This is a genomic window from Geothrix terrae, from assembly GCF_022808775.1.
In the GTDB taxonomy this organism is placed as follows: domain Bacteria; phylum Acidobacteriota; class Holophagae; order Holophagales; family Holophagaceae; genus Geothrix; species Geothrix terrae.
The window spans coordinates 543319-567081 of record NZ_JAKZLA010000003.1; the positions used below are offsets into that span (position 1 = coordinate 543319).

Annotated in this window: 18 protein-coding genes; 6 read left to right on the forward strand and 12 right to left on the reverse strand. The window is 67.5% G+C overall.

The window, feature by feature from the left end; all coding sequences use genetic code 11:
* The first annotated feature begins 5 nt into the window (after nt 1-5).
* Nucleotides 6-638: a YceH family protein gene (locus tag MLE42_RS08440; protein WP_243287432.1), complete on the forward strand. Its 633-nt coding sequence runs from the start codon at nt 6-8 to the stop codon at nt 636-638.
* Between the two features lie 20 nt (nt 639-658).
* Here MLE42_RS08440 and MLE42_RS16120 read toward each other — a convergent pair whose 3' ends face one another.
* Genes MLE42_RS16120 through MLE42_RS08455 form a run of 3 tightly spaced genes read right to left on the reverse strand, consistent with a single transcriptional unit; the run spans nt 659 to nt 2887 of the window.
* Nucleotides 659-1114 carry a barstar family protein gene (locus MLE42_RS16120; RefSeq protein WP_275975783.1) on the reverse strand — a complete coding sequence of 152 codons (456 nt, stop codon included), beginning with the start codon at nt 1112-1114 and terminating at the stop codon, nt 659-661.
* Complete coding sequence (locus MLE42_RS08450) at nt 1114-1524, reverse strand: guanyl-specific ribonuclease (protein WP_243287433.1); 411 nt, start codon at nt 1522-1524, stop codon at nt 1114-1116. Before MLE42_RS08450 ends, MLE42_RS16120 begins: the two co-directional genes overlap by 1 nt.
* A 43-nt stretch (nt 1525-1567) precedes the next feature.
* Nucleotides 1568-2887, reverse strand: coding sequence for an MFS transporter (locus MLE42_RS08455; protein ID WP_243287434.1), 1320 nt, complete (start codon nt 2885-2887; stop codon nt 1568-1570).
* A gap of 235 nt (nt 2888-3122) precedes the next feature.
* Between MLE42_RS08455 and MLE42_RS08460 the strand changes: the two genes are divergently transcribed.
* Nucleotides 3123-4790 (forward strand): M4 family metallopeptidase, encoded by a 1668-nt coding sequence (locus MLE42_RS08460; RefSeq protein ID WP_243287435.1) that lies wholly within the window; start codon nt 3123-3125, stop codon nt 4788-4790.
* Nucleotides 4791-4887: 97 nt separating this feature from the next.
* Nucleotides 4888-5607: a hypothetical protein gene (locus MLE42_RS16125; RefSeq protein ID WP_275975784.1), complete on the forward strand. Its 720-nt coding sequence runs from the start codon at nt 4888-4890 to the stop codon at nt 5605-5607.
* A 22-nt stretch (nt 5608-5629) separates the two neighbouring features.
* Here MLE42_RS16125 and MLE42_RS08470 read toward each other — a convergent pair whose 3' ends face one another.
* From MLE42_RS08470 to MLE42_RS08480, 3 genes are read right to left on the reverse strand one after another with little or no spacing between them, the layout of a single operon-like run.
* Nucleotides 5630-7561 carry an APC family permease gene (locus MLE42_RS08470; protein WP_243287436.1) on the reverse strand — a complete coding sequence of 644 codons (1932 nt, stop codon included), beginning with the start codon at nt 7559-7561 and terminating at the stop codon, nt 5630-5632.
* A 21-nt stretch (nt 7562-7582) separates the two neighbouring features.
* Nucleotides 7583-9472: an APC family permease gene (locus MLE42_RS08475; RefSeq protein WP_243287437.1), complete on the reverse strand. Its 1890-nt coding sequence runs from the start codon at nt 9470-9472 to the stop codon at nt 7583-7585.
* A 16-nt stretch (nt 9473-9488) separates the two neighbouring features.
* Nucleotides 9489-9899: an EamA family transporter gene (locus tag MLE42_RS08480; protein WP_275975785.1), complete on the reverse strand. Its 411-nt coding sequence runs from the start codon at nt 9897-9899 to the stop codon at nt 9489-9491.
* 156 nt (nt 9900-10055) lie between these two features.
* On the opposite strand from MLE42_RS08480, the gene lipA reads away from it, so the two are divergent.
* Nucleotides 10056-10982 (forward strand): lipoyl synthase, encoded by a 927-nt coding sequence (lipA, locus tag MLE42_RS08485; RefSeq protein WP_243287439.1) that lies wholly within the window; start codon nt 10056-10058, stop codon nt 10980-10982.
* A 27-nt stretch (nt 10983-11009) separates the two neighbouring features.
* Here lipA and MLE42_RS08490 read toward each other — a convergent pair whose 3' ends face one another.
* The 5 genes from MLE42_RS08490 to MLE42_RS08510 all read right to left on the reverse strand — a co-directional run bounded on the left by MLE42_RS08490 (nt 11010) and on the right by MLE42_RS08510 (nt 18510).
* Nucleotides 11010-11657: a 4Fe-4S dicluster domain-containing protein gene (locus MLE42_RS08490; RefSeq protein WP_243287440.1), complete on the reverse strand. Its 648-nt coding sequence runs from the start codon at nt 11655-11657 to the stop codon at nt 11010-11012.
* 7 nt (nt 11658-11664) lie between these two features.
* Nucleotides 11665-12495, reverse strand: a complete 831-nt coding sequence (locus tag MLE42_RS08495; protein ID WP_243287441.1) for a hypothetical protein — start codon at nt 12493-12495, stop codon at nt 11665-11667.
* A gap of 22 nt (nt 12496-12517) precedes the next feature.
* A complete protein-coding gene (gene purB / locus MLE42_RS08500; RefSeq protein ID WP_243287442.1) occupies nt 12518-13969 on the reverse strand; it encodes an adenylosuccinate lyase in 1452 nt (483 codons plus the stop codon).
* Nucleotides 13970-14235: 266 nt separating this feature from the next.
* Nucleotides 14236-14940, reverse strand: coding sequence for a hypothetical protein (locus MLE42_RS08505; protein ID WP_243287443.1), 705 nt, complete (start codon nt 14938-14940; stop codon nt 14236-14238).
* Between the two features lie 36 nt (nt 14941-14976).
* On the reverse strand, nt 14977-18510 hold the full coding sequence (locus tag MLE42_RS08510; RefSeq protein ID WP_243287444.1) for a PKD domain-containing protein: 3534 nt from the start codon (nt 18508-18510) through the stop codon (nt 14977-14979).
* Nucleotides 18511-19269: 759 nt separating this feature from the next.
* Between MLE42_RS08510 and MLE42_RS08515 the strand changes: the two genes are divergently transcribed.
* Together MLE42_RS08515 and MLE42_RS08520 are read left to right on the forward strand one after the other, a co-directional pair.
* Nucleotides 19270-20508 (forward strand): serine hydroxymethyltransferase, encoded by a 1239-nt coding sequence (locus MLE42_RS08515; RefSeq protein WP_243287445.1) that lies wholly within the window; start codon nt 19270-19272, stop codon nt 20506-20508.
* 73 nt (nt 20509-20581) lie between these two features.
* Nucleotides 20582-21013: a gamma-glutamylcyclotransferase family protein gene (locus tag MLE42_RS08520; RefSeq protein ID WP_243287446.1), complete on the forward strand. Its 432-nt coding sequence runs from the start codon at nt 20582-20584 to the stop codon at nt 21011-21013.
* A 136-nt stretch (nt 21014-21149) separates the two neighbouring features.
* On the opposite strand, the gene gyrA is transcribed toward MLE42_RS08520, so the two are convergent.
* A complete protein-coding gene (gyrA, locus tag MLE42_RS08525) occupies nt 21150-23756 on the reverse strand; it encodes a DNA gyrase subunit A (protein ID WP_243287447.1) in 2607 nt (868 codons plus the stop codon).
* Nucleotides 23757-23763: the final 7 nt, after the last annotated feature.

The following is a 23763-nucleotide window of genomic DNA, read 5'->3' on the forward strand; positions in this document are numbered from 1 at the left end:
CCTCCATGCCCGACGTCGACCTCACTCCCCTGGAATGCCGCATCCTCGGCTGCCTGCTGGAGAAGCAGCTCAGCACGCCGGACGTCTATCCCCTCTCGCTGAACGCCCTGGTGAACGCCTGCAACCAGTCCAGCAACCGGGAGCCCGTGCTGGCGGTGGCAGAGGCGGAGGTCCATGCGGCGGTGGAGGCGCTCATCGGCCGGGGCCTGGTGGAGACCTGGCCGGGCCGGGTGCTCAAGTTCGCCCACACGGCCAAGCCCACCTGGAACCTGTCCGTGCAGGAGGCGGCCCTGCTGGCGGAGCTGCTGCTGCGGGGTCCGCAGACGCCCGGCGAGCTGCGCACGAACACGAAGCGCATGTACGCCTTCCCTGACCTGGCGGAGCTGGAGGGCTGCCTGGCGGCCCTGATGGAAGCGGAGCCCCCCCTGGCCGTGCGCCTGACCCGGGCCCCGGGCGCCCGGGAGGCGCGGGTGGCGCACCTGCTCTCGGGCCCGGTGGCGGCCGAGACCGCTCCCGCCAAGGCCACCGTTCCCGTCACGCCCGGCAGGGTGGAACAGCTGGAAGTCGAGGTCGCCTCGCTGCGCGAGGAGCTCGCGGACCTGCGCCAGGCCTTCGAAGCCTTCAGGGCCCAGTTCTAGAGCCGGCCGAAAATCCCACGTCAAAGATCCCGGTAGGCCACATTCAGGGCCCGGAGGCCGGCCACCAGGTCGCCCCGGCGGGCGGGATCCACTTGGAGCACCAGGTGGAAGGGCTGGGGAGCCAGATCCTCGGCGGTATCGGCCAGGACGGCCATCAGCGTGACCCCATCCTCCGGCGGTGCGTCCTGAAGGAGCTGATCCGCCTCCAGGATCAGGAAGGCGCCGCCCTCGGGCAGGTCCGAGAGGCAGTCCCGCAGGCTGTCCCAGGTGCCGCCGAAGTGGGGCGGGAACTGGGCCGCGGCCGCCCATTCGTCCAGGAGTCCCTGGCGGGTCCGCATGCGATCGCCCCGCAGCCAGCGGAGCATGCGGCCCGTCTCCACGGGCGCGGCATCCACCAGGGCGGAGGCGGACCCGGACCACACATGCACGCGGGGCCGCTGGGTCGAGGCCAGAAAGGACCAGTCCACCTCGGCCATCACTTCACCTCGGTGAAGGTGCGGTAGTGGTCCGCCGTGTACCAGGCCCGGCCGTCACTGCCGGTCACCAGGCGCTCGGCACCGCGGTTGCGCCCCTCGGCCTTGGGGTGCACGTCCCATTCCCGGTACTCGATGCGCTTGCGGCGGGCGTCGTAGCGGGGCAGCGCCCCCTCGTAGTTCCCGAAGACCCGCCCGCCGATGTACCCCGGCGGAGCGTAGCCGTGCTGGCGGACGTAGGCCAGGGTCTCTCGGGCCGGCGCGGGAATCGGGTCGCTCGGCGGGGCCTGCTGAACCTGGGCCGGCTGAGTCGGAGGCGCCGGCTCGGGGCCGCAGGCCAGCGGGGCCACCAAGGCGGCCAGGAGCGCCAAGCCACCGGCCAGGTGTGCGAGGGTCCTCCGCCAGCAGGTCATGGGTGCTCCGGAAAGGGCCTTCAGTCTACCCGGGCTCCGATGATCAGGCCTTGGAGGATCCGGCCTCCAGGACGCCGCCATGCCGCTTGTCCGCCCGCAGCAGGAGGAAGGCGAAGACGAGCCCGGCCAAGCCCAGCCCCGCGAACATGATCTGGGTGGAGGTATAGGTTCCCGTCACGTCCCGCAGCTTGCCGTTGAGATAGGGGAACAGCGCCAGACCCAGGTTCTGGATGGCGGTCATCAGGCCGAAGGCCGTGCCCACCCGGTTCTCCTCCACCACCAGGGGCACCGAAGGCCACATGGCGGCGGGCACCAGCACGAAGGCCGCGCCCAGCATCACCATCATCGGGATGGGATTCCAGTGGGTGATGCCCATCAGGAGGTGCGCCGGGATCATCAGCAGGGAGCCCACCACCATCAGAGAGGCGCGCCGGCCCAGGCGATCCACCAGGTCACCCGCGAAGGGCGCGAAGAACATCGAGGCGGCGATGGCGATGCTCGTGATCCCCGGCGCGGTGCTGAACATGTGGGTGAAGTTGTAGAACACCCGGGACAGGAACCCCCCGTTCGAGACGCTGACCAGGGGGATCCCCCATTTGTCGTGGAACATGTCCGTGGAGAGGGCGGTGAACGGGAAGATGGCGCTGTAGAAGGTCACGCAGAGCAGCACCACGAACCAGTAGGACGAGGTGAACTTCTTGAGGTCCGAGAAGACGATCTTGTCGCCGGCGCCGGCTTTCGGCAGGGACAGCTCGCGCTCGCCGTGCCGGTCCATGGCGACGAAGACCAGGTTGCAGACCACGGAGAAGAGACAGAGCAGGGCCGCCGCCCAGAGGGCCGTGCGGAAGCTGTGGAAGTGGTCCGCGATGAGCTCCTCGGTGTTGAAGGAGAACAGCGTGCCCACCCGGCTGAGGGTCAGCGCGATCCCGAAGGCCATGGCCATCTCCTTGCCCTTGAACCAGCGGCTGATGATGGCGCTCTGGACCACGATGAGGGATTCGGAGCCGGCGCCGAAGATCAGCCGTCCGAAGATGAGCATCCACTTGCCCTTCGCCACCGCCACGATGACCGCGCCCAGGAAGACGAGGGTGCTGAACAGCAGGCTGGCCTTGCGGGGCCCCAGCTTGTCGTAGAGCATGCCGCCGAAGAACACGATGGCGATGGCGGCCACCGAATAGGCCGTATAGAGATTGCCGATGGTGCTCCGGTCGAGGTTCAGCTCCCGCATCAGCGTGGTCTCGAGGGCCCCGATGCTGTCGTAGGCGAAGTAGCTCCCCAGCACCAGCAGGCTGATGAAGATCAGGATCGTGAACCGGTAGAGCCGGGAACTCGGATGAAAGGCGCCGGGAATCGCGGAGGTCATCGTGGGGTCCTCAGGTGGGCCAGAGCGACAGCAGAAACAAGGGGAAAGCCGGGGTGACTCGATCCCCGATGGTGACAGGGGCCTCCCCAAACCCCGCAAATAGAATTGATTCTCATAAAAATTCATAACACTTAACAGGGTTGTTTTGCCTTCTGGCACCTAGCATTCATCCACGCACCTCAGTCCTTGTCATCCCCATCCACCCATCTGGAGCTCAAGCTCCCTGGAGGTCACCTTGCCATCTCGTCTCGCCCTTCGCCTTGCCGCCGCCGCGCTTCTGGTGGTCCCGGCCTTCGCCGCCCGCCCCGTGGACAACCCCCTCGCCAACGAGGCGGCCCGCCACCTGGACGCCCGCGTCTTCCAGCTGGGCCTGGACCGGAACGCCGGCTTCGCCACCAAGAACATCTTGGAAGAGGCCACCGGCGACGCCCACGTCCGCATGAACCAGTTCTACAAGGGCGTGCGCGTGTTCGAGGGCGAGACCATCGTCCACATGCGGGGTGGCGTCGTCACCGGCCGCACGGATGCCCTGGTCCGCGGCCTCAACCTGAACGTGACTCCCACCCTCGGTGCCTCCGAGGCCCTGGCGGTGGCCCACCAGTCCCTGGCCCCCAAGGGCGCCTACGCCCACACGCCCACCTCCGAGCTCGTGGTGGTGACCGTCGGCCAGCCCACCCTGGCCTATCACGTCCACACGGAGCTGGAGAACGGCGCCGAGGAGACCCGCCACACCGACTTCCTCGTGGACGCCCACAGCGGCGCCATCCTGGAGCAGTGGAGCACCCTCCACACCACCGCCGCCAACGGCACCGGCAACAGCCAGTACTCCGGCACCGTCGCGCTGAACACCAACAGCCTGGCCAGTGGTTATGAACTGCGCGATACCGTCCGCGGCATGAACTTCGACACCCGCGACCTGAACCACGCCACCACCGGCAACGGCACCACCTACACCGATGCCGACAACACCTGGGGCGACGGGCTCAACTACAACGGCGGGACCACCACCTCCGCCAACGGCCAGACCGCGGCCGTGGACGCCCACTACGGCGTGGGCCTCACCTACGACTACTACAAGAACATCTTCGGCCGGAACGGCATCGACGGCATCGGCACCGCCACCTACAGCCGCGTGCACTACAGCAGCGCCTACGACAACGCCTTCTGGTCCGACAGCTGCTTCTGCATGACCTACGGCGACGGCTCCTCCTTCAAGTCCCTCGAGTCCATCGACGTGGCCGGCCACGAGATGAGCCACGGCGTCTGCGCCCGCACCGCCAACCTCACCTACCGCGGCGAGTCCGGCGGCCTGAACGAGGCCAACTCCGACATCATGGGCACCATGGTCGAGTTCATGGCCCATGGCGGCGGCACCACCACCGTGCCCAACTACTCCAACATCACCTCGACCATCAACGTCTACTGGACGGGCACCACCACCCCCACGCCCTCCACCAGCAAGGCCGTGCCCGCCGCGAACTACCTGATCGGCGAACAGCTGGCCACGAGCAAGTTCACCCATCCCCTGCGCTTCATGTACAAGCCCAGCCTGGACGGCTCCAGTCCCGACGCCTGGTCCAAGACCCTCGGCCGCCTGGATGTCCACTACAGCTCCGGCGTGGCCAACCACTTCTACTTCCTGCTCTCCCACGGCAGCCAGATCGACAGCTTCTCCGACGGCGTCCAGTCCCCCATGGCCAACGGCGTCACCAGCGTCGCCGGCGTGGGCAACGACAAGGCCGCCCGCATCTGGTTCCGTGCCCTCACGGTCTACATGACCAGCAGCACCAACTACGCCGGCGCCCGCACCGCCACCCTCAGCGCCGCCACGGACCTCTACGGGGCCGGGTCCGCCGAATACAACTCGGTCAACACCGCCTGGCTCGCCGTGAACGTGAAGTAGCGCTTCCCTCCACCCCGCAGCGCCCCGGCCTCGGCCGGGGCGCGCTCGTTCTGGCCGCCCTTCCCCTGGAACCGCCCCTGGCCGATAGTGGTGCATGATGACCGCCTCCACCCGGCGCACCTGCCCCAGTTGCCAGACTCGCCTCTCCCCCCTCGCGGCGGAGTGCCCGGAGTGTGGCCTGGCCCTGGCGCCGCCGCGGCAGGGGCGACCCATGCTCTTCCAGGCCTCGGCCCTGGCCCAAGTGCCGCTCGAGGCCTCACCCCGGGCCCTGACCGCCCCCGCCCTGGGCCGGGTGCCGGAAGTGGCGGTGGAGGTGGCCCCCGAGGAGCTGCAGCGATCCGACGCTGGCGATCCCCTCCCCGCCCCCGGGTTCCACCCCCAGGCGACCCTCGGGATCCAGGACCCCGGCTCCAGCTTCTGGCCGCTGGTGAAGGTGGAGGCCACCGAGGCGCTCCTGCTCACCCTCGTCCAGGGCCTGGCCCTGGCCCTCCCGGCATGGGCCCTGGGCATCTCCCCCCTGCGGCTCTTCGCCGGGGCCTGGCCCTTCGTGGTGCCCTACCTGTTCGCGACGTCCTGGATTCTCTTCATGGCGCCCCTGGTGCTCACGGGCCAGTCTCCGCTCATGGCCCCCTTCGGCGTGACCCTGCCCGAGAATGCCCCGGAGCGGCGCATCACCTTCTCGCTCGTGCACCTCGTATCGGTGGCCTGCTTCCCCCTCAGCTTCCTGTGCATGGTGCTGAGCCCCCGGCACCAGACCCTGGGGGAGCTGCTCAGCGGCCAGGAACTGCTGACGCGCCCCACGGGCCGGATGCGCTGAGGGGCGCCCTCGGCACGGGAGCCTACTGGGGCAGGTGCATGGGCACGGACGTGACGATCACGCCGGGCTTCACGAGCAGGGCCGCCTTGATGCGCAGGGCGCTCTGGTTGTGCAGGAACTGCTGCCACCACTTGGGGGCGATGAACTCCGGCAGGATGACCGTGAGGACCAGCTCGGGCTCCGCGAGCCGGATGCGGTCCACCTCCGCCAGGATCGGCTCCACGACCTTGCGGTAGGGGCTCGGGATGCAGCGCAGGGGCACGCCCATGCCATAGATGGTCCAGTCTGCCCGCAGCTTCTCCATGGCCCTGCTCTCCCGGACCCCATCGGAGCCCAGGTCCACCGTGAGGGCCTCCACGCGATCCCCGGCGACGTGGCGGCCGTAGAGAAGGGACTGCACCACGCCCCGGTGGATGCTGTTCACCAGCACCAGGGCGTGGTGCTTGGTGGGCAGCGTGGCGTCCGTCCGGCTGGCGGCCAGCTTGCCCTTCACGCCGACGTAGTGGCGGCGGATGTTGAAGTGCACCACCACCAGGGCCGGCACCAGCAGGATCACGATCCAGGCCCCGTGGATGAACTTGGTGATGGCGATGTCCAGCAGCACCACGAAGGCGGTGATGGCCCCCAGGCCGTTGATGGCCGCCTTCAGGTGCCAGTGGCGGCCCCGGACCTTCCGCCAATGGGCCACCATGCCCGTCTGGCTGATGGTGAAGCCCATGAACACGCCCGCGGCGTAGAGGGGCAGCAGGATGTCCGTATTGGCATGGAAGAGCCAGACCAGCACCCCCGAGAAGAAGAAGAGGATGAGGATGCCGTTGGAGAACACCAGGCGGTCGCCCTGGCTCGCGAACTGGCGGGGCAGGAACCCGTCCCGGGCCTGGAGCGCGGCCAGGCGGGGGAAATCCGCGAAGGCCGTGTTGGCCGCCACCACCAGGATGGCGAAGGTGAAGCCCTGGACCACGTAGTAGACCAGCTTGGGGAACCCGTGGCTGATGTCCCCCAGGATCGCCTTGTTCAGCTTGGACAGCAGCGTCTCGGCCACCACCGCGGGATCCGCGCTGTGCTGGTAGGTCACGCCGAACCGGTGGGCCAGGAGCGTGATCCCCAGGAACATGACCGCCAGCAGCCCCACCATCCACAGCATGGTCTTGGCGGCATTGGGACCGGCGGGATCCCGGAAGGCCGTGGTGCCGTTGCTGATGGCTTCGACACCAGTCAGGGCGGTGCACCCGGCGCTGTAGGCCCGCATGAACACCCAGGCCATGGTGAGGCCCGCCAGATGGGTGCCCTGCTCGACGGCCGCCTGCGCCTGGACCGGCGAGGGTCCGCCCGCGATCACCAGCTTCATCGTCCCGTAGCCGAGCACCACGAGGATGCTGATGACGAAGCCGTAGGTGGGGATGGCGAACAGGCCGCCGCTCTCCTTGACCCCGCGGAGGTTCATCAGGGCGATGAAGCCGATGGCCGCCAGGGTCAGGGAGACGTTGTGGCCCTCCAGGGCCGGCAGGGCGGCCGTGATGGCCGCCACGCCCGAGGAGACGGACACGGCCACCGTCAGGATGTAGTCGAGGAGCAGGGAGGCGCCGGCGGTCAGGGCGGCGAGGTCGCCCAGGTTCTCCATGGCGACGATGTAGGCGCCGCCGCCGCCGGGATAGGCGAGGATGGTCTGCCGGTAGCTGACGGCCAGGATGGCCAGCAGCGCCACGATGCCCAGGGCCACCGGGATGGACCAGCCGAACATGGCGTAGCCCGCGGCTCCGGCCAGGGCCCCGGCTCCGAGGGCGTGGCCCACCGTGCTGGACAGGGACGCCATGATCTCCTGGGTGGCATAGGCCACGGAGGACAGGGCGTCCGAGCTGAACACCGCCAGGGCGACGGGATTGCTGATCTTGGTGTGCTGCGTCTCTTCGCTGGAGAGCCGACGTCCCAGCAGGATCCGCCTCAAGCTCTGCATCCGTGTCTCCCGGACAGAACGCTACTCCAGTATGGGCTCCAGGTGGTAGGGGATCGAGATCACCACGGTCTTGGGCTTCATGAGCAGGGTGCCCTTGATGCGCCAGGCGGTCTGGTTGTGCAGGAGGTTGGCCCACCAGTGGCCCGTGACGAATTCCGGCAGAATCACCGTGATGGTGTACTCCGGCTCCACGCGGCGCATGCGGTCCAGCTCCTCCACGATGGGCTCCACGATCTTGCGGTAGGGGCTGCGGATGGACCGGAGGGGGATGCCCTCGCAGTACCGCGGCCAGTCGGACCGCAGCTTCTCCAGGGCGGCGCTGTCGCGGCCGTGCTCGTCGGGGAAGTCCACGGTCAGCGCTTCCACCTCGCCGTGATCCGCGATGACCTTGGCGTAGTTCAGGGACTGCACCACGCCGGAGTGGATGCCGGAGACCAGCACCACCACGCGGTTCTTGCGGGGCGTGATGAAATCCGCCCGGCTGCCGGCCAGGATGGATTTCACGCGGATGTAGTGACGGTGGATGTTGAAGAAGGTCATCACCATGAGGGGCAGGACCAGCACCACCACCCAGGCCCCGTGGGTGAACTTCGTCAAGATGATCACCGTCATCACGATCAGGGTGGTGAGGCCCCCGGCCCCGTTGATGAGCGACTTGAAGACCCACCGGCGGCCCCGGAGCTTCAGCCAGTGCCGGACCATGCCCATCTGGGATAGCGTGAAGCCCAGGAAGACGCCCACGGCGTAGAGCGGCAGCAGGTGATGCTCACGGGCATTGAAGATCCACAGGAGAACGCCCGAGAGGAAGGACAAGATGAAGATGCCGTTGGAGAACACCAGGCGGTCGCCCTGGCTGGAGAACTGGCGGGGCAGGAAGCCGTCGCGGGCCATCATGGCCGCCAGGCGCGGGAAGTCCGCGTAGGCCGTGTTGGCCGCCAGGCAGAGGATCAGCATGGTGAAGGCCTGCATGAGCAGGTAGGTGATGTGGGGAAGCCCAGGGCCGTTCCCGAGGATCCGGTGCTCCAGCATGGAGAGCAGGGATTCGCCCTCGCCGGTGTACATGATGCCGAAGTGGTTGGACAGCCAGGTGATGCCCAGAAACATGGCGCCGAGCATCAGCACCATGGCGATCATGGTCTTGCCCGCGTTCCGCGCCGTGGGCTCCCGGAAGGCCGATACCCCGTTGGAGATGGCCTCCACGCCCGTGAGCGCCGTGCAGCCGGCCGCATAGGCCTTCATGAACACCCAGATGGCGATCCAGCCCGGCAGGGGCGGCGCCACCACCGCGTGATGCCCCCCCGCGGCCACGCCACCCGCGAAGTAGCGCCAGAACCCAAGCGCGATGATCGCGAACATCGAGATCACGAACCCGTAGGTCGGAACGGAGAACACCGCCCCGCTCTCCTTCACCCCCCGCAGGTTGATCAGTCCGATGAAGGCCACCACCGCCAGGGCGAGGGCCACCCGGTGGGCATCCGCCCCGGGAAAGGCGCTGGTGATGGCGGTGACGCCGGCGGACACGCTCACGGCCACCGTCAGGACATAGTCCACCAGCAGGGAGGCGCCCGCCACCTGGGCCGGCAGCTCGCCCAGGTTCTCCTTGGCCACGATGTAGGCGCCGCCGCCACTGGGGTAGGCGAAGATGGTCTGCCGGTAGCTGATGGTGAGGATCGTCAGCAGCAGCACGATGCCCACGGCCACGGGCCAGGACCAGGACAGCACCGCCGGCCCGAAGGCCGCCATGGCCATGTAGGGGCCCAAGGCGGCCATGATTTCGCCGGTGGCGTAGGCCACGGAGGAGAGCGCGTCGGAACTGAACACCGCCAGGGCGACGGGATTGCTGATGCGGGCCTCGTGGCTTTCCTCGCTGGCGAGGCGGCGGCCCAGCAGGAGGCGTCGGACATTGGCCATGTTCAAGGCTCCTGGTTCAGCGGGCCATCAGCCAGAGGCCGGAGAGGGTGGCCGCGAGTCCCACCAGCTTGGAGGGCTGGAGCTGCTCGCGGAAGAGGAGGAAGGCCATCAGGGCCACAAGGACGAAGTTCGCATTCATGATGCCCACGCCCACGGCGGCCTTGGCGCCCCGAAAGAAGCTTTCGTTCACGGCGATCAGGGCCGCCGCGGTGGCGATTCCGGCCACCAGCGCCCAGGCCGTGGCTCCGGCGGGCGCGCTGGGGCGCCCGCGCCACAGCCAGTAGGCCAGCGCCAGGGGCACCTCACCGGCCACCACCCAGACGAGGACCGCCGCTGGCGGAAGCCCGTGGTGACCCGCGGCCTTCATGCCCAGGTTGCCCAGGCCCATGAGGACCATTGCCGCCATTGCCCAACCCAACCACGCCATACCCGGCACACCCCAAAGGAACCCATTATGGGGGCAGGCGCAGGCTGTGGGGACAAGGGTTGACGGACGCCACAGGGCGCCGGGCCCGCCCCGTCCGGGCGGTGGGTTGGAGAATCCGGCCCGCTACAGGAAACTGGAGGTTCGCAAGGAGGGCGGATGCCCCGATTCTCGAAGCGCGTGGGCCGCGAAGTGCTCGAAGGACACCCCCGCCTCCCCGAGTGGATCACCAAGGAGCGGGTAAAGCTGGGCGACCTCCACGGCATGAAGGCGGACCTCCGGGATTCGCACCTGCACACGGTCTGCGAGGAAGCCCGCTGCCCCAACCGCACCCACTGCTTCACCCACGGCACGGCCACCTTCCTGCTCATGGGCGAGGTCTGCACCCGGGCCTGTGGCTTCTGCAGCATCCAGAGCGGCAAGCCGAGGGCCCTGGACCCCCACGAGCCCACAGAGACGGCCGAGCGCGTGGCGGCGCTGGGGCTGCGCTTCGCCGTGCTGACCTCCGTGAACCGGGATGACCTGCCGGATGGCGGCGCCGCCCACTTCGCCGAGACCGTGCTGGCCATCAAGCGCCGCAACCCCGGCGTGGGCGTGGAGGTGCTGGTGCCCGACTTCCTGGGCGATCTCGAGGCCGTGGCCCGGGTGGTGGCCGCGGGCCCCACCGTGTTCAACCACAACACGGAGACCGTGCCCAGCCTCTACGCCGAAGTCCGGCCCGCGGGGCGCTTCGAGCGCAGCCTCCGCGTACTGGCGCACGCGAAGGAGATGGGAAGGGCACTCTATGGCGGCGGCTTCCGCACCAAGAGTGGACTCATGCTCGGCCTTGGCGAAGCTGAGTCCGAGCTGATGCAGACCTTCGAGGCCCTGGCCAAGGCCAACGTGGACATCCTCACCCTGGGTCAGTACCTGCGCCCCACCCGCCACCAGCTGCCCGTGAAGCGCTACGTGCATCCGGACGAGTTCGCGGCCCTGGGCGCCAAGGCCAAGGCCTTCGGCTTCCAGACCGTCTACGCCGGACCCCTCGTGCGCTCCAGCTTCAACGCCCACGAGGTCGCAAGTATGGAAGGCATCAGCATCGCCTGAGGCTTGGTTCCGCGCCGGATTCCGGACTCAGTCCCGCCGCGGATCCACCACGATCGCTGCGGGTTCGGCGGGGCAGGCGAAGACGCAGAGGCCGCAGCCCGTACAGACATCCGCATCCACCACCGGGTGGCCCACGGTCTCCCCCTCCCGGAGTTCTGCGATGCGGATGGCCTCCTCTGGGTAGGGGCAGCGATCCACACAGACGCGGCAGGCGCGGGGCTCCCGGTCCAGGTCGCCCCAGGTGACGCAGAGGCTCGGCTTCACGCGGGCCGTGCCCATGCGCACGGCCTTCGGCCCTTCAAGCACGGTGCCATCCTTCCGGACGAGCCGGGGCCAAACCAGGGCCTCGTCATCGCACTCGGCCACGCAGGGCAGCGTGGTGCAGAGGAAGCAGGGGATGCTGCGCGGGTCGAGGTAGGGCGTCTTCAGGCCAAGGCCCGCGTTGGGGCCCGCCTTGAGGATGGCGTTCTCGGGGCAGGCCCGCATGCACTTGTCGCAGCGGGTGCACTTGGTGAGGAACTCCAGCTCATCGAGGGCGCCGGGCGGCCGGAGCAGCCGGGGCCCCAGGTTCGTCACCGCCTCTTCCACGCGGTTCGCCACGAAGCCGGCGAACAAGGTGCCGAGGGACTTGAAGAAGTCGCCTCGTTCCTGGGGTTCGTCCAGCTTCTTCGCCATCGCCGCCTCAGCTCATGAGTCCCAGCACGCGCATGGTGGGCCGCAGGGTCCCCCAGAGCACGGGATCGAAGCCCAGGGTCAGGACGGCGGCCTTCCCATCCCCCGCGAGGTCCAGGTGGGCCAGCAGGTCCGCGCTCACGGCCACGTCTCGGGAGCTGGGTGCCGCATCCACCCAGGCCACGCCGGCCGGAGCTGCCTTCTTCGCCAAGGAACGCCCCTCCGCGGCGCGGATCTGGAGGATCAGCAGATCCCCATGGAACGAGGGCACGCGGATCTCCATGAGCCGGCCCTTGCCCGCCGTAGGCGGGACCGGCACCACCTCGAAGGCCTGGCGGTAGCCCAGCTTGGCGAGATCCGGATCCTCGCCGTTGAGGACGGCCAGGGTCTGCTCCACGAGGCCGTCCAGGCCCCGGTCCCCCATCCAGGCCACGGACCGAAGGTGGGTGCCGCCCACGTCTCCGATGCCGTCCAGCAGGGAGGGCAGGAGCGCCAGCACCTGCTCCAGGGCCGGGCGTCCCCTCAGGGACTTCGCGCCCTTGGGCCATCCGCCCGCCAGGGGCATGGGGTCCACCCGGACCTCGGGCTCGGCCCGCAGGTCCAGGATGCGGCCCGGGAATCCCTCCAGGAAGGAAGGGTCGGGCGTGTCGGCGAGGATCACCGCATCCAGGCCCTCCAGCAGCGCGGGATCGGGAGCGAAGACCACCAGGTCCCCCTCCTCCTCGGCCACGGTGAGCGGGCCGATGGACAGGGGCACCACCGAGGCATCCTGAGCCTCCAGCGCGTTCACGAGTTCGCGACCCAGCAGGGTCTGGGCGCCGATGACGGCGAGCTTCAACATGTCGTACCTTTCGATGTCAGTGTCAGACGCGGACGGCGGCCTCGTCGGCCGGAGCGTGGTCCTTCAGGGCGGCGGCCACGGGACCCGCCAGGAAGGCCCGCACCTGGTCCCCGGCGCGGCCCGTGAAGCGGCTGGCGTCCAGCAGGGCGGCCAGCTCGGCCTCGGTCATGGCCCAGGCGGGATCCGCCGCCAGGAGCTTCAGCAGTTCGTTTGGGCGACCCTCGGCCTTGATGCGCCGGCCGGCCTCGAGGGCGGCCACGCGGAAGCGCTCGTGCAGGTCCTGGCGGTCGCCGCCGCGCTTCACCGCCTCCATGAGCAGCACCTCGGCGGCCATGAAGGGCAGCTCCTGGGCCAGGCGTGCCTCGATCATCTTCGGGTAGACCACCAGGCCCGAGGCCACGTTGCGCAGGAGGATCAGGATGGCGTCCGCCGCCAGCAGGCCCTGGCTGATGGTGAGGCGGCGGTGGGCGCTGTCGTCCAGTGTGCGCTCCATCCACTGGGTGGCGCTGGTCTGGTAGCTGGAGGGCATGAGTCCCAGCACGAAGCGGGCGAGGCTGTTGATGCGCTCACTGCGCATGGGGTTGCGCTTGTAGGGCATCGCACTGGAGCCGATCTGCTTGGACTCGAAGGGTTCCTCGACCTCCTTCAGGTGCTGGAGCAGGCGCAGGTCGCAGGCGAACTTCGAGGCACTGGCGGCGATTCCGCAGAGCACCTGGCCGATGCGGTCCTCCAACTTGCGGGTGGCCGTCTGGCCACTGACGGGGATGGCGGGGAAGCCCACCTTCTCGCAGAAGCGCCGCTCCAGGGCCTCCACCTTGTCGCCTTCACCTTCGAACAGCTCCAGGAAGCTGGCCTGGGTGCCCGTGGTGCCCTTCACGCCGCGCACGGGCGTGGTGCGGATGAGGTGGTCCAGGTCCTCCAGGTCCAGCAGCAGGTCCTGGATCCACAGGCTGGCCCGCTTGCCCACGGTGGTGGGCTGGGCGGGCTGGAAGTGGGTGAAGCCCAGGGTGGGCTGGTCCTTCCACTGGTCCGCGAAGGCGGCCAGGGCCGCGATCACGTCCTGGAGGCGGCGGCGCAGCAGGGCGAGGGCCTCCTGCACGATGAGCAGGTCCCCGTTGTCGGTGACGAAGCAGCTGGTGGCGCCCAGGTGGATGATGGGCCGGGCCCCCGGGGCCTGCTCGCCCCAGGCGTGGATGGCGGCCATGACATCATGGCGCAGGGCGGACTCGTGCTTCGCGATGGCGTCCAGGTCCACATCGTCCTGCGTGGCCTTCAGCTCCGTGATCTGGGCCTTGGTCACCGGCAGACCCAGCTCGGATTCGGCCTCTGCCAGGGCGACCCAGAGGCGGCGCCAGACCCGCTGGCGGTAGAGGGGCGAGAGCAGGCGCACCATGGCCTTGCTCGCGTAGCGGCTGGCCAGGGGATGCTCGAAACGCTCCAGGTCGGATCCGTCGTGGGGCGGGAGGAAGGGCATGGAAACTCCGGCCCTCCAGTGTCGCATGTCACCGCATCCCCTGCCCGCCGCAAGCGCGTGAAAGCAGAGGCGGATCCCTCCGCCACCACCCCACCTCCTCAAGGCCCCGCTCCTGACCCGACCCGGTTCGACGCCCCCAGGGTTCTGGCCCGCCGTTCCGCGACACCCGGCCTGCTTGAGGGCACACCGGCCCCGCGCCAATTCCGAAGAGGAGCCAGCGCGGGTTTTTGGGGGGATTGGCGTGTTATATCAGCGTGATACCGGGTTCAGAACTGGATTCCCGCGTAAACCGAAGCCTCCCAGCGAGGGCCCATGGATTTCAGGGTCGTGTCGTTGTGGATGGAATCGCTGAGCAGCTGGACCCCGTCTTGGGTCGTGTTCTTGAGCGCTCCGGAGACATCCGCCCCGAAATGGGGAGCCCAAGTCCTTCCACTCGACGGCAGGCTGAACTCGGCGCTGATCCTGGCCCAGGGGCGCCAGAAGTTCACCCCCTGCGAAGCGGGGTATTGGGTGGTGACTCCGCCGGAGGTCGCCGTGGTCGCCCCTTCGACCTTCAGGTTCTCGCCCCGACCCTCGAGGTGGAACGCGATCTCGAACGAAGACGACGGACGCAAGGCATACCCCAGGCCGACCGACCACCAGGAATAGCGAAGCTTCGTCTCCATGTTATCGATGCTCCATCCACCCCCGGAACCATTGAGCTGGAATTTGGACCGCTGGGGGAACCGGCCTCCCAGTTCAAGGCCCCAGTTGGGCGCGTCCGGGAAATCGGCGACAAACCTGAGACCGATTCCAACCTGGTCCTTCGCCTTGTCGGTGAACACATAGTTATTGATGCTCGCCAAGTTGTAGTCATGGAATGTCGTGGTGTCGACAAAGATCTGGATCTTGCCCCGGGCCTCGTGCGCCGGGGACTGGCCGGCCAGGAACCCCGAGCCAAGTGCGATTAGAAGAGCTGATTTCCACTTCATCAAAATTCCTCCGGACCTTGTGGGTAGGAATGGGGCTCAGGGGGCAACCAGCGTTTGAGCGCTGTTAACGATGACGATGTCCCATGGGTACTTGAAAAGGATCTTGTGGCCGAAACTGACATCGCCCGTGTTGGAGACGATCGACACCCTCGGGGTCGCGGTCTTGACCCCTTCGATCCAATCGGGGCGGTTGAGCGGGCGCGCAGAGGCAGTGGACGTGGTGTTGACCTGGACGGATTTCACCGCGAAGACCGTGATGGTGGCCGTCCCGCTGGTCGGCCGCAGTTCGAGCGGCAGATCGAACCAGCAATATCCGGGGCCGACCTGGTCACCGGCTGTGTACGTGGAGCCACCCGACGGGAGGAAGGTCCGGGCATCGGTCAACACCGAGTTGCTGACCAGCTGAGTCGCAGGGTAGTTCGCAGGCAACATGAAATCCTGCGTCTTCCCGTTGGCCTGGATGTCCACCACCCAGAAGTCCGGAGGCACGACGCTGCCGTTGGCATCCTTGGTCGGGTTGAACCAGGCGATGCGATAGCCGCCCGTCAGCTGGCCATTGAGCGCGCCGGTCGCATCCCGCCCCCGCTTGTCGACCACCAGGTCGATGGGAGGGGTGAAGCCCCAGCCGCTGAGCGCGAATCCGGTGGCCGAGGCCCCGTTGAACGTGGTGGGGAACTGGCCCGCGGCATCCGCCAGCCAGGAGCGGCTAATCACGGCTCCGGAGGCTGCGGAGTAGTAGGGCGTGAAGGCGGCCCAGTAGAAGTGGCCAACGCCGGTGGAGGGGGGGATCCCGGTGGTGGAGACCGGCGACTGGCTGGCGTCGAAGGCCGGATACCCGTTTGCCGTCAGGTCGATCTTGCTGTTGTCCGGGCTGATGGCGCTGGTGCTCTTGGGCCAGGCACCACCCACAGCCGGGGATCCGTAGCTGAACCCATTGAAATTGGGCATGTTCAACGTGGTGTCGACATAGCTGAGCGAGGCACGATCCAGCACGAACGGCCGGGCCCAGACCCGTGACCACAGGTAGTCGGCGTAGGAGAACACCTGCCGGATGTTGGCGAAGCTCCCCGTGAGGTTCTGGCTGGGGATTCGGTTCGGATCATTGCCATCGTAGGGGATGGTGAATCCTGTGATCCCACCCTGCAGTGGCGCTGCACCCTGGGATCCGTTGGCGATCTGGTCGAGGTAGAGCTGGACAGGGGCTCCACTGGTTGTCGGGAGGAAGGTGGGTTGGTCCGTCGGCGCGACCGGGGGCACCACTTTGCCCAAGCCAACCGTCAGCGAGGCATCATTGAACGCATTGTTCCCTGCGTTGAAGTCGTAGGGGTCCGTACTGCTGGCGGGCACGCGGAAGGCCTGGAGCGCGTTGACGCAGTAGGCATCGGATTTCGTACCGTCTGCGCTGTATTTGGGGTAGTTCACGATGAAGCCGAGATCGGTTGGGCCTGCCGGTCCGGTCGGGAAAATCCCTGGATCGAGCGACAAGATCGCGGCGCTATTTTTTAGGGTGTGGGCGAACAGCGTCCATTCATCGAAGAGCTGATTGGCGGGAATGCCGTTGAAGGTGGCGATGGTGTTGGAAGACTGGGTCCATTGCGTGGCGCCCGCAGGGTCGTTGCCGGGAACCGAAAGCCGGTCCATCCACCGGATGTTGGCTGGCAGAGGCGAGGTGCCGCCCATCATGTTGGTCCCGTAGGGCGCGGAAATGTTGACGATTCCCTGCAGGCGGCGCTGCCCTACCGCGGTGGTCTCGGGACCGAAGCCCTCGGCCGTCACGATCTGGAGCGTGGGGTTCCAGGGTGCGCCGGGATTCTGGAATCCGAAGCTCGAACCTGTTCCCAGGGCTGAGCCCAGAGAGGGATCGGCGAAGGTCCCCGTGGGGGCATTGGGGATCTGGAGCAGGTAGCCGTGCGAATCCGGGCCAAACCCGGGCACCTGGACGTAGAAAGGCAGGTTCGATCGCACCGGAATCTGGACGGTGGCATGGCTGGTGAGGTCTGAGACGGGGAAGGTCGTGAACTGGCCGTCCTGGAAAATCTGCACGGCCGCGCCGTATCCATTGGCAGCCTGGGTGGCCGGTGTGAAGCTGTCGGACCCCGCCTGGGACCGCTGACGGTAGAGGAAGCTCAGGTTGAAGTTCTGGGTGTGGGCCCCGTCCACCACGATCCACTTCTGATAGGTCTTGGCGACCGGAGGCGCGAGGTTCGTCGGGGCGCCGGTGCTGGATGCGCGGTTCAGGTTGTCCGTGACGGTGAGGGTCGCGAGATAGGCGACGGCCTGCCCCGCCACGCCTGGATAGACGATCTTCGGAGGTGTCTGGAGGTTGGACGTGGCCGGCACCCCGCCGTTGAAGGTCCAGGTGTAGCTGATGGTGCCCCCGCTGGCCGGCGGCGCTCCGGTCCCGCTGAAGATGAGGCTCCCACCCGCGGGGATCACCACCAAGTCGGGGCTGGTGGTCGTCGGCGGGTTGTAGAGCCCGCTGCTGGGATTCGTGGGAAGGTCCGTCGCGCTCGGAAGGGTCCCGCTGGGCCCGGGCGAGTGGATGGCTGCGACCGGGTAGGTGTTGTAGGTGACGGCGAAGATCCGGTTTTGCGGGCCGGCCACGCCACCCCGGTTGTCCTGGGCCGTGATGAGGACCGTGGCATTCTTGCTGCTGCTCGTGAAGGTGTCTGCGTAGACGTGGCTCAGCGACACCAACGCGCCGGTCTTGGTTCCGGATGAGGCTGTGGCAGCATCGGGTGTGGTCCCATCGCCCCAGTCCACCGTGTAGGACACAGGGTCGCCATCGGCATCCGTGAGGGTGAACGCCAGGTTCGCCTTCACGCTCGAGTAGATGGGCGTGCTGGGTGAAGCGGGCTGGGTCACCACGAGGCTCGGAGAGTTGTTCGGACCGGTCGTCGTGATCGTGACGGCGGGGCCGGAAACAGAGGCACTGGCGAGACCGTTGGAATCCGTGACGACCACGCTGGGCGTATCCGTGCGGCTCGAGCCGATGGTCCCCGGCTGGTAGCTGACGGTGACGGTGAAGAGGCCGCCCCCGTTGCTGACGATGCTGACGATCTGGGCGCCCGCGGCCGTATCGCCGGTGGTGAATGCGATCCCGGAGGTGCTGATGACCCCTCCGGCCGCATCCGTCGTCTGGATCTGGAAGGCTTGCGACACCGTGCCCGTGGTCGCCGCCTGCAGGGTCACCGGTTGGGTGGGAGAGACGAAGGAGACCGTCACGGGGGAGGCCTGGCCGGCCACCGTGAGCGACTTGGAGAACCAGGCACTGCCAGCGCCCCGACTGTCGATGGCCTTCACCTTCACAGAGACGCCCCCCCCCTTCACGGGGTCCAGCGTGCCCTTGTTGAAGCTGTGCGCCGTGGTCGGAGATGCGCTGGTGACCTGGGCGCTGCCATCACCGAAATCCCAGGTGTAGCTCGCGATGGTGTCCCCGATGTCCGGATCCGAGGCCGCAGCGGTGAACGAATAGCTGACGTAGGGATTGAGCTGCCCATCTGCGGGCGAATAGCTGTAATTCGAGACCTGGGGTGCGGTGTTCTGTGTGGGGACGGTCCCCGAGGACACAGAACCACCGCCGCCCGAACACCCTGGGACGAGCAGGCCCGTCATCAAAATTATGAAGCCGAGGAAAAACCTGCGTTCAGCCATAGCGACTCCCAAAAGAATCCCTTCTACCGATCCAGCATGAAAGCAAATAGAACCGGAAGAGAGTAAACGCATCTTCAGTGATTAAGCAACATGCGTTCTTGATAGGTGTTCTGAAAGTCATTTGTATTTTATAGATACGAGCCGATTTGTGGTGAATAATTCATTTAAATTTATCCGGGGGTATCGCCTTGGACCGCCCCCATTCAGCCCTCCCGGCGGATCCGCACCCGATCCGACGCGGCCACCGCTAGCCCAGCAGGCCACCTGCCGTTTCTTCTAAGTCGCGGCTTTGACACGTTACTGACTCATTGATTTGTGTGGTTGGTTTTATGGATCCTCCGCGCCATCCGCATGGCGGCACCCGTCTCGTCCTGCGGTCGTCCATGGAACCCCGTCGGTCCTGCCGAGGAGGCCCCGGTGGACCGCGGGGACCGTGGGGATCGTGCCCATCGCACCCGCGGCCGGACGCTGGAACACCCTGAGATCGCGCCCATCCGCCGGATCGAAGCGGCCAGTGGGTTCCCGTGACGTCAGACGCGGATCTGCGCCTGTCCCGCCTTGGAGTGCGAGGTGAATGGGCCCCCGCGTCCCTTTCTGTGACGCCACTCACGAAGAGTGTGCCGTGGCGGGGCGCGACCGCGGCTAGGATAGGGGCATCACCCTGGAGCCTCCGCCATGTACGAAGTGATCCGAACCTCCGATCCCGCTGTGTTCCAGGCCCTGGAGCTGGAGGTGCAGCGCCAGCGGCACCACCTGGAGCTCATCGCGTCGGAGAACTATGCGTCGCGCGCGGTCATGCAGACGATGGGATCGCACTTCACCAACAAGTACGCAGAGGGCTATCCGGGCAAGCGCTACTACGGCGGCTGCAGCCAGGTGGACATCGTGGAAAACCTGGCCCGCGACCGCGCCAAGCAGATCTTCGGGGCCGAGCACGCCAACGTGCAGCCCCACAGCGGCGCCCAGGCCAACATGGCCGTCTACCTCGCCGCCCTCAAGCCCGGCGACACGGTGATGGGCCTGGACCTGGCCCATGGCGGCCACCTCACCCACGGGCACCCCCTGAACAGCTCCGGCATCCTCTACAAGTTCGTGCCCTACCACGTGCGCCAGGAGGACGAGCGTGTGGACATGGACGAAGTGCGCGCCCTGGCCAAGCAGCACAACCCCAAGATGATCGTGGTGGGGGCCTCGGCCTACAGCCGCACCTGGAACTTCCCCCTCTTCCGGGAGATCTGCGACGAGGTGGGCGCCCTGCTCATGGTGGACATGGCCCACATCGCCGGCCTGGTGGCCACGGGGCATCATCCCAACCCCGTGCCGCACGCGGACTTCGTCACCACCACCACGCACAAGACCCTGCGGGGCCCCCGCGGCGGCATGATTCTTTGCAAATCCCAATATGCCAAGGATTTGGATCGCGCCGTCTTCCCCGGTGTCCAGGGCGGCCCCCTTATGCACGTCATCGCCGCCAAGGCCGTGGCCCTCCACGAGATCATGCAGCCGGAGTTCAAGGCCTACAGCGGCCAGGTGATCCGCAACGCCCACGCCCTGGCCAAGGGCCTGCAGGAGCGCGGCTGGCGCATCGTCAGCGGCGGCACGGACAACCACCTCTTCCTGGTGGACCTGCGCGACCACGACCTCCTGGGCCACGAGGCCGAATCCTGTCTCCACCGGGCCGGCATGACCACGAACAAGAACGGCATCCCCTTCGATCCCAACCCGCCCCTCAAGCCCTCCGGTGTGCGCCTGGGCAGCCCCGCCCTCACCACCCGCGGCATGAAGGAGGAGGAGATGGATCAGATCGCCCGCTTCTTCGACGTCACCCTGCGGCATCGGGCGGACGAGTGCACCTTCGCCCGGGTGCGCCAGGAGGTCTTCCACCTCACGGATCAGTTCCCCATCCCGGAATAGTAAGTTCCCATCCGGGCGATCAGACCACCGCCAAGACGTGCTGCGTTTTGGCGGTATGTTTTTGGGGGTGGCCATGCTTCAGGCGGATGGGCTGTTCGTGTACGGGTCCCTGCGGGAGGGCGGGGCCAAGCACGCCTGGCTGCTGCGGACCCACCCCGAAGGGCTGACCCGGGCCTGGGTGGCGGGACGCCTGTTCCACCTGCCGGCGGGCTACCCCGCCCTGGTGCCGGAGTCCGATCCTGGGGGGCCGCCCCCCGGACCCGGCTGGGTGCGGGGCGACTTCGTGGGCTACGACGATGAGGCGGACCTCGATTCCGCCCTGGCCGACCTGGATCCCCTGGAGGGTGTGGAGGAAGGCCTCTTCACCCGGGAAATCCACTCCGTAACCCTCGAAGGAGGCCACCACTACCGCGCCTGGGTCTATGTGTTCCATGTGGAACGCCTGCCCCGCCTGGAGCGCGAGGCCGTCGAGCTGCTCGACGGGGATTGGGCGCCGTACCTCTAGCGGCAAGGGCGCAAATCGATCGGGTACAAGCAAAGGACCGGCTTCGCCGGTCCTTTGCGCGGGGGCCCCGGGGGTATGCGGGTCGCGCGCCCTTAGATCCCCGCCACGCAGGCGTTGCGAGGAGACCCCCGGAAAATCAAAGTCCGAGTTTGGGCTGCTCCCCCCCCTCGTCGGGACCGGGATGGGCGGGCTCGCTCTCGATCAGCTCCTCCTCCTCGTCCAGGGCCATGGCACTGGCGTCGATCTTGGCCAGGCCCACCACGCGGTCCTCGGCGCTGGCCAGCTTGAGCAGGCTGACGCCCTGGGCATTGCGGCCGGTCTTGCGGACCTCGTCGATGAGGAAGCGGATGACCATGCCCTCCTGGCTGATGAGGAGGCACCCTTCCCCGGGTTTCACGAGCTTGAAGCCCACCACCTGGCCGTTGCGGACCCCGGCCCGGATGTTGATGACACCCGTGCCGCCGCGGCCCTGGAGCCGGTAGTCCTGGAGGAGGCTGCGCTTGCCGTAGCCCTTCTCGCAGACCGTGAGCAGCATGCCGTGGTCCTCGGTGCTCTCGTCGGGCTCCACGCCCTCGGGCAGGTCCGGCAGGGGGTCGGCCACCTCCATGTCCACGATGTGGTCGCCCTTCGCCAGCTTCATGCCCCGGACGCCCGTGGTGGCGCGGCCCGTGGCCCGGACATCCTCTTCGGGGAAGCGGATGGCCTTGCCCTGGGCCGTGGCCAGGACGATCTGCTGCTGCCCCGTGGACCGGCGCACGGCCACCAGCGTGTTGCCATCGTCGATGTTGAGGGCGATGAGGCCGTTGGACCGGATGTTGGCGTAGGCCGCCAGACTCGACTTCTTGACCGTGCCGTCGCTGGTGGCGAAGACCAGGTTCTCGCCTTCGGGGAAGTCCCGGAGGGCCATGAGGGTCACCACGTTCTCCCCATCCTTCAGGGAGATGAGGTTCCGGATGTGCTTGCCCCGGGTGGAGGCGGCGGCCTCGGGCAGGTCATAGACCTTCAGGGCGTACACGATGCCCTTGTCCGTGAACGCCATGAGCGTGTCGTGGGCCTTGGTCATGAAGAGCTGCTCGACGAAATCCTCGTCCTTGGTCTTCATGCCCACCTTGCCCTTGCCGCCCCGGCGCTGGCGGCGGTAGGCGGTGAGGTCCGTGCGCTTGATGTAGCCGGCCTTGGACATGGTGACGACCATCGGGTCGTCGGGCACCACGTCCTCCATGCGGATCTCGCCGGAGTAGCCGGTGATCTCGGTGCGCCGGTCGTTGCCGAACTGCTCGGCCACCTGCTGGAACTCCTCCTTGATAACCTTCAGGAGCAGCTTCTCGTCGGACAGGATGGCCTTGAGCTTGGCAATGAGCTTCTCCAGCTCGGCCAGCTCGTCGAGGATCTTCTCCCGCTCCAGGCCCGTGAGGCGCTGGAGGCGCATGTCCAGGATGGCCTGGGCCTGCACGGCGGACAGGCAGAGGCTGGGATCCTTCTTGAGGGCCGCGGCGCTGGCGAAGGCGCCCGCCATGAGGCCGGCCTTGGCCTCCTCGGGGGTCTTGGCGGCCCGGATGAGCTTGATGACGGCATCCAGGTGGTCCAGGGCGATCTTGAGGCCCAGCAGGACGTGGTGGCGCTCCTCCGCCTTCCTCAGCTGGAAGAGGGTGCGGCGGGTCACCACCTCGCGCCGGAAGCCGATGAACTCCTGCAGCACCTCCCGGAGGGTGCAGATGCGGGGCTGGCCATTCACGATGGCCAGCATGGTGATGGGGAAGCTGTTCTGGAGCTGGGTCAGCTGGTAGAGCTGGTTCAGCACGATGTCGCTGGGCTCGTTCTTCTTCAGCTCCACCACCAGGCGGATGCCCTCACGGTCGCTCTCGTCCCGCAGGTCGCTGATGCCGTCGATCTTCTTCTCGCGGACCAGGTCGGCGATCTTCTCGATGAGCGTGGCCTTGTTCACCTGGTAGGGCAGCTCGGTGAAGACGATCTGCTCCCGGTCCCCGGCCCGGCGGATCTGCTCCACGTGGGACTTGGCTCGCACCACGCACCGGCCGCGGCCCGTGCGGTAGGCATCCACCACGCCCTCGGTGCCCAGCATGAGGCCGCCGCCGGGGAAGTCCGGCCCCTTGATGTGGGCCATGAGGCCATCCAGGCCCGTCTCCGGGTGATCGATGAGGGTCACCAGGGCCGAGCAGCACTCCCGCAGGTTGTGCGGGGGGATGCTGGTGGCCATGCCCACGGCGATGCCCTGAGAGCCGTTCACCAGCAGGTTGGGGAAGCGGGTGGGCAGGACGAGGGGCTCCTGCATGCTGCCGTCGTAGTTGGGGCCGAAGTCCACCGTGTCCTGGTCGATGTCGCCCATCATCTCGTTGGCCAGCCGGGACAGGCGGGCCTCGGTGTAGCGCATGGCGGCGGCGGAGTCGCCATCGATGGAGCCAAAGTTGCCCTGGCCGTCCACCAACACGTGGCGCATGGAGAAGGGCTGGGCCATGCGGACAAGGGTGTCGTAGATGGCCGAGTCGCCATGGGGATGGTACTTACCCATCACGTCGCCCACGGTGCGGGCGGACTTCTTGTAGGCCCGGTTCCAGTCGTTCCCCGCCTCCCCCATGGCGAACAGCACGCGGCGGTGCACGGGCTTGAGGCCGTCCCGCACATCGGGCAGGGCCCGGCCCACGATGACGCTCATGGCGTAGTCCAGGTAGGACTTCCGCATTTCCTTTTCGATTTCCAGGGGCTCGATGCGATTCAGGTTCATGGGTTTC

What these genes read in the sequence shown, in the direction of transcription:
- MLE42_RS08440 (WP_243287432.1), top strand. Translation starts at nt 6, where the DNA reads ATGCCCGACGTCGACCTCACTCCCCTGGAATGCCGCATCCTCGGCTGC.
- MLE42_RS16120 (WP_275975783.1), bottom strand. Translation starts at nt 1,114, where the DNA reads ATGGCCGAGGTGGACTGGTCCTTTCTGGCCTCGACCCAGCGGCCCCGC.
- MLE42_RS08450 (WP_243287433.1), bottom strand. Translation starts at nt 1,524, where the DNA reads ATGACCTGCTGGCGGAGGACCCTCGCACACCTGGCCGGTGGCTTGGCG.
- MLE42_RS08455 (WP_243287434.1), bottom strand. Translation starts at nt 2,887, where the DNA reads ATGACCTCCGCGATTCCCGGCGCCTTTCATCCGAGTTCCCGGCTCTAC.
- MLE42_RS16125 (WP_275975784.1), top strand. Translation starts at nt 4,888, where the DNA reads ATGACCGCCTCCACCCGGCGCACCTGCCCCAGTTGCCAGACTCGCCTC.
- MLE42_RS08470 (WP_243287436.1), bottom strand. Translation starts at nt 7,561, where the DNA reads ATGCAGAGCTTGAGGCGGATCCTGCTGGGACGTCGGCTCTCCAGCGAA.
- MLE42_RS08475 (WP_243287437.1), bottom strand. Translation starts at nt 9,472, where the DNA reads ATGGCCAATGTCCGACGCCTCCTGCTGGGCCGCCGCCTCGCCAGCGAG.
- MLE42_RS08480 (WP_275975785.1), bottom strand. Translation starts at nt 9,899, where the DNA reads ATGGCGTGGTTGGGTTGGGCAATGGCGGCAATGGTCCTCATGGGCCTG.
- lipA (WP_243287439.1), top strand. Translation starts at nt 10,056, where the DNA reads ATGCCCCGATTCTCGAAGCGCGTGGGCCGCGAAGTGCTCGAAGGACAC.
- MLE42_RS08490 (WP_243287440.1), bottom strand. Translation starts at nt 11,657, where the DNA reads ATGGCGAAGAAGCTGGACGAACCCCAGGAACGAGGCGACTTCTTCAAG.
- MLE42_RS08495 (WP_243287441.1), bottom strand. Translation starts at nt 12,495, where the DNA reads ATGTTGAAGCTCGCCGTCATCGGCGCCCAGACCCTGCTGGGTCGCGAA.
- purB (WP_243287442.1), bottom strand. Translation starts at nt 13,969, where the DNA reads ATGCCCTTCCTCCCGCCCCACGACGGATCCGACCTGGAGCGTTTCGAG.
- MLE42_RS08505 (WP_243287443.1), bottom strand. Translation starts at nt 14,940, where the DNA reads ATGAAGTGGAAATCAGCTCTTCTAATCGCACTTGGCTCGGGGTTCCTG.
- MLE42_RS08515 (WP_243287445.1), top strand. Translation starts at nt 19,270, where the DNA reads ATGTACGAAGTGATCCGAACCTCCGATCCCGCTGTGTTCCAGGCCCTG.
- MLE42_RS08520 (WP_243287446.1), top strand. Translation starts at nt 20,582, where the DNA reads ATGCTTCAGGCGGATGGGCTGTTCGTGTACGGGTCCCTGCGGGAGGGC.
- gyrA (WP_243287447.1), bottom strand. Translation starts at nt 23,756, where the DNA reads ATGAACCTGAATCGCATCGAGCCCCTGGAAATCGAAAAGGAAATGCGG.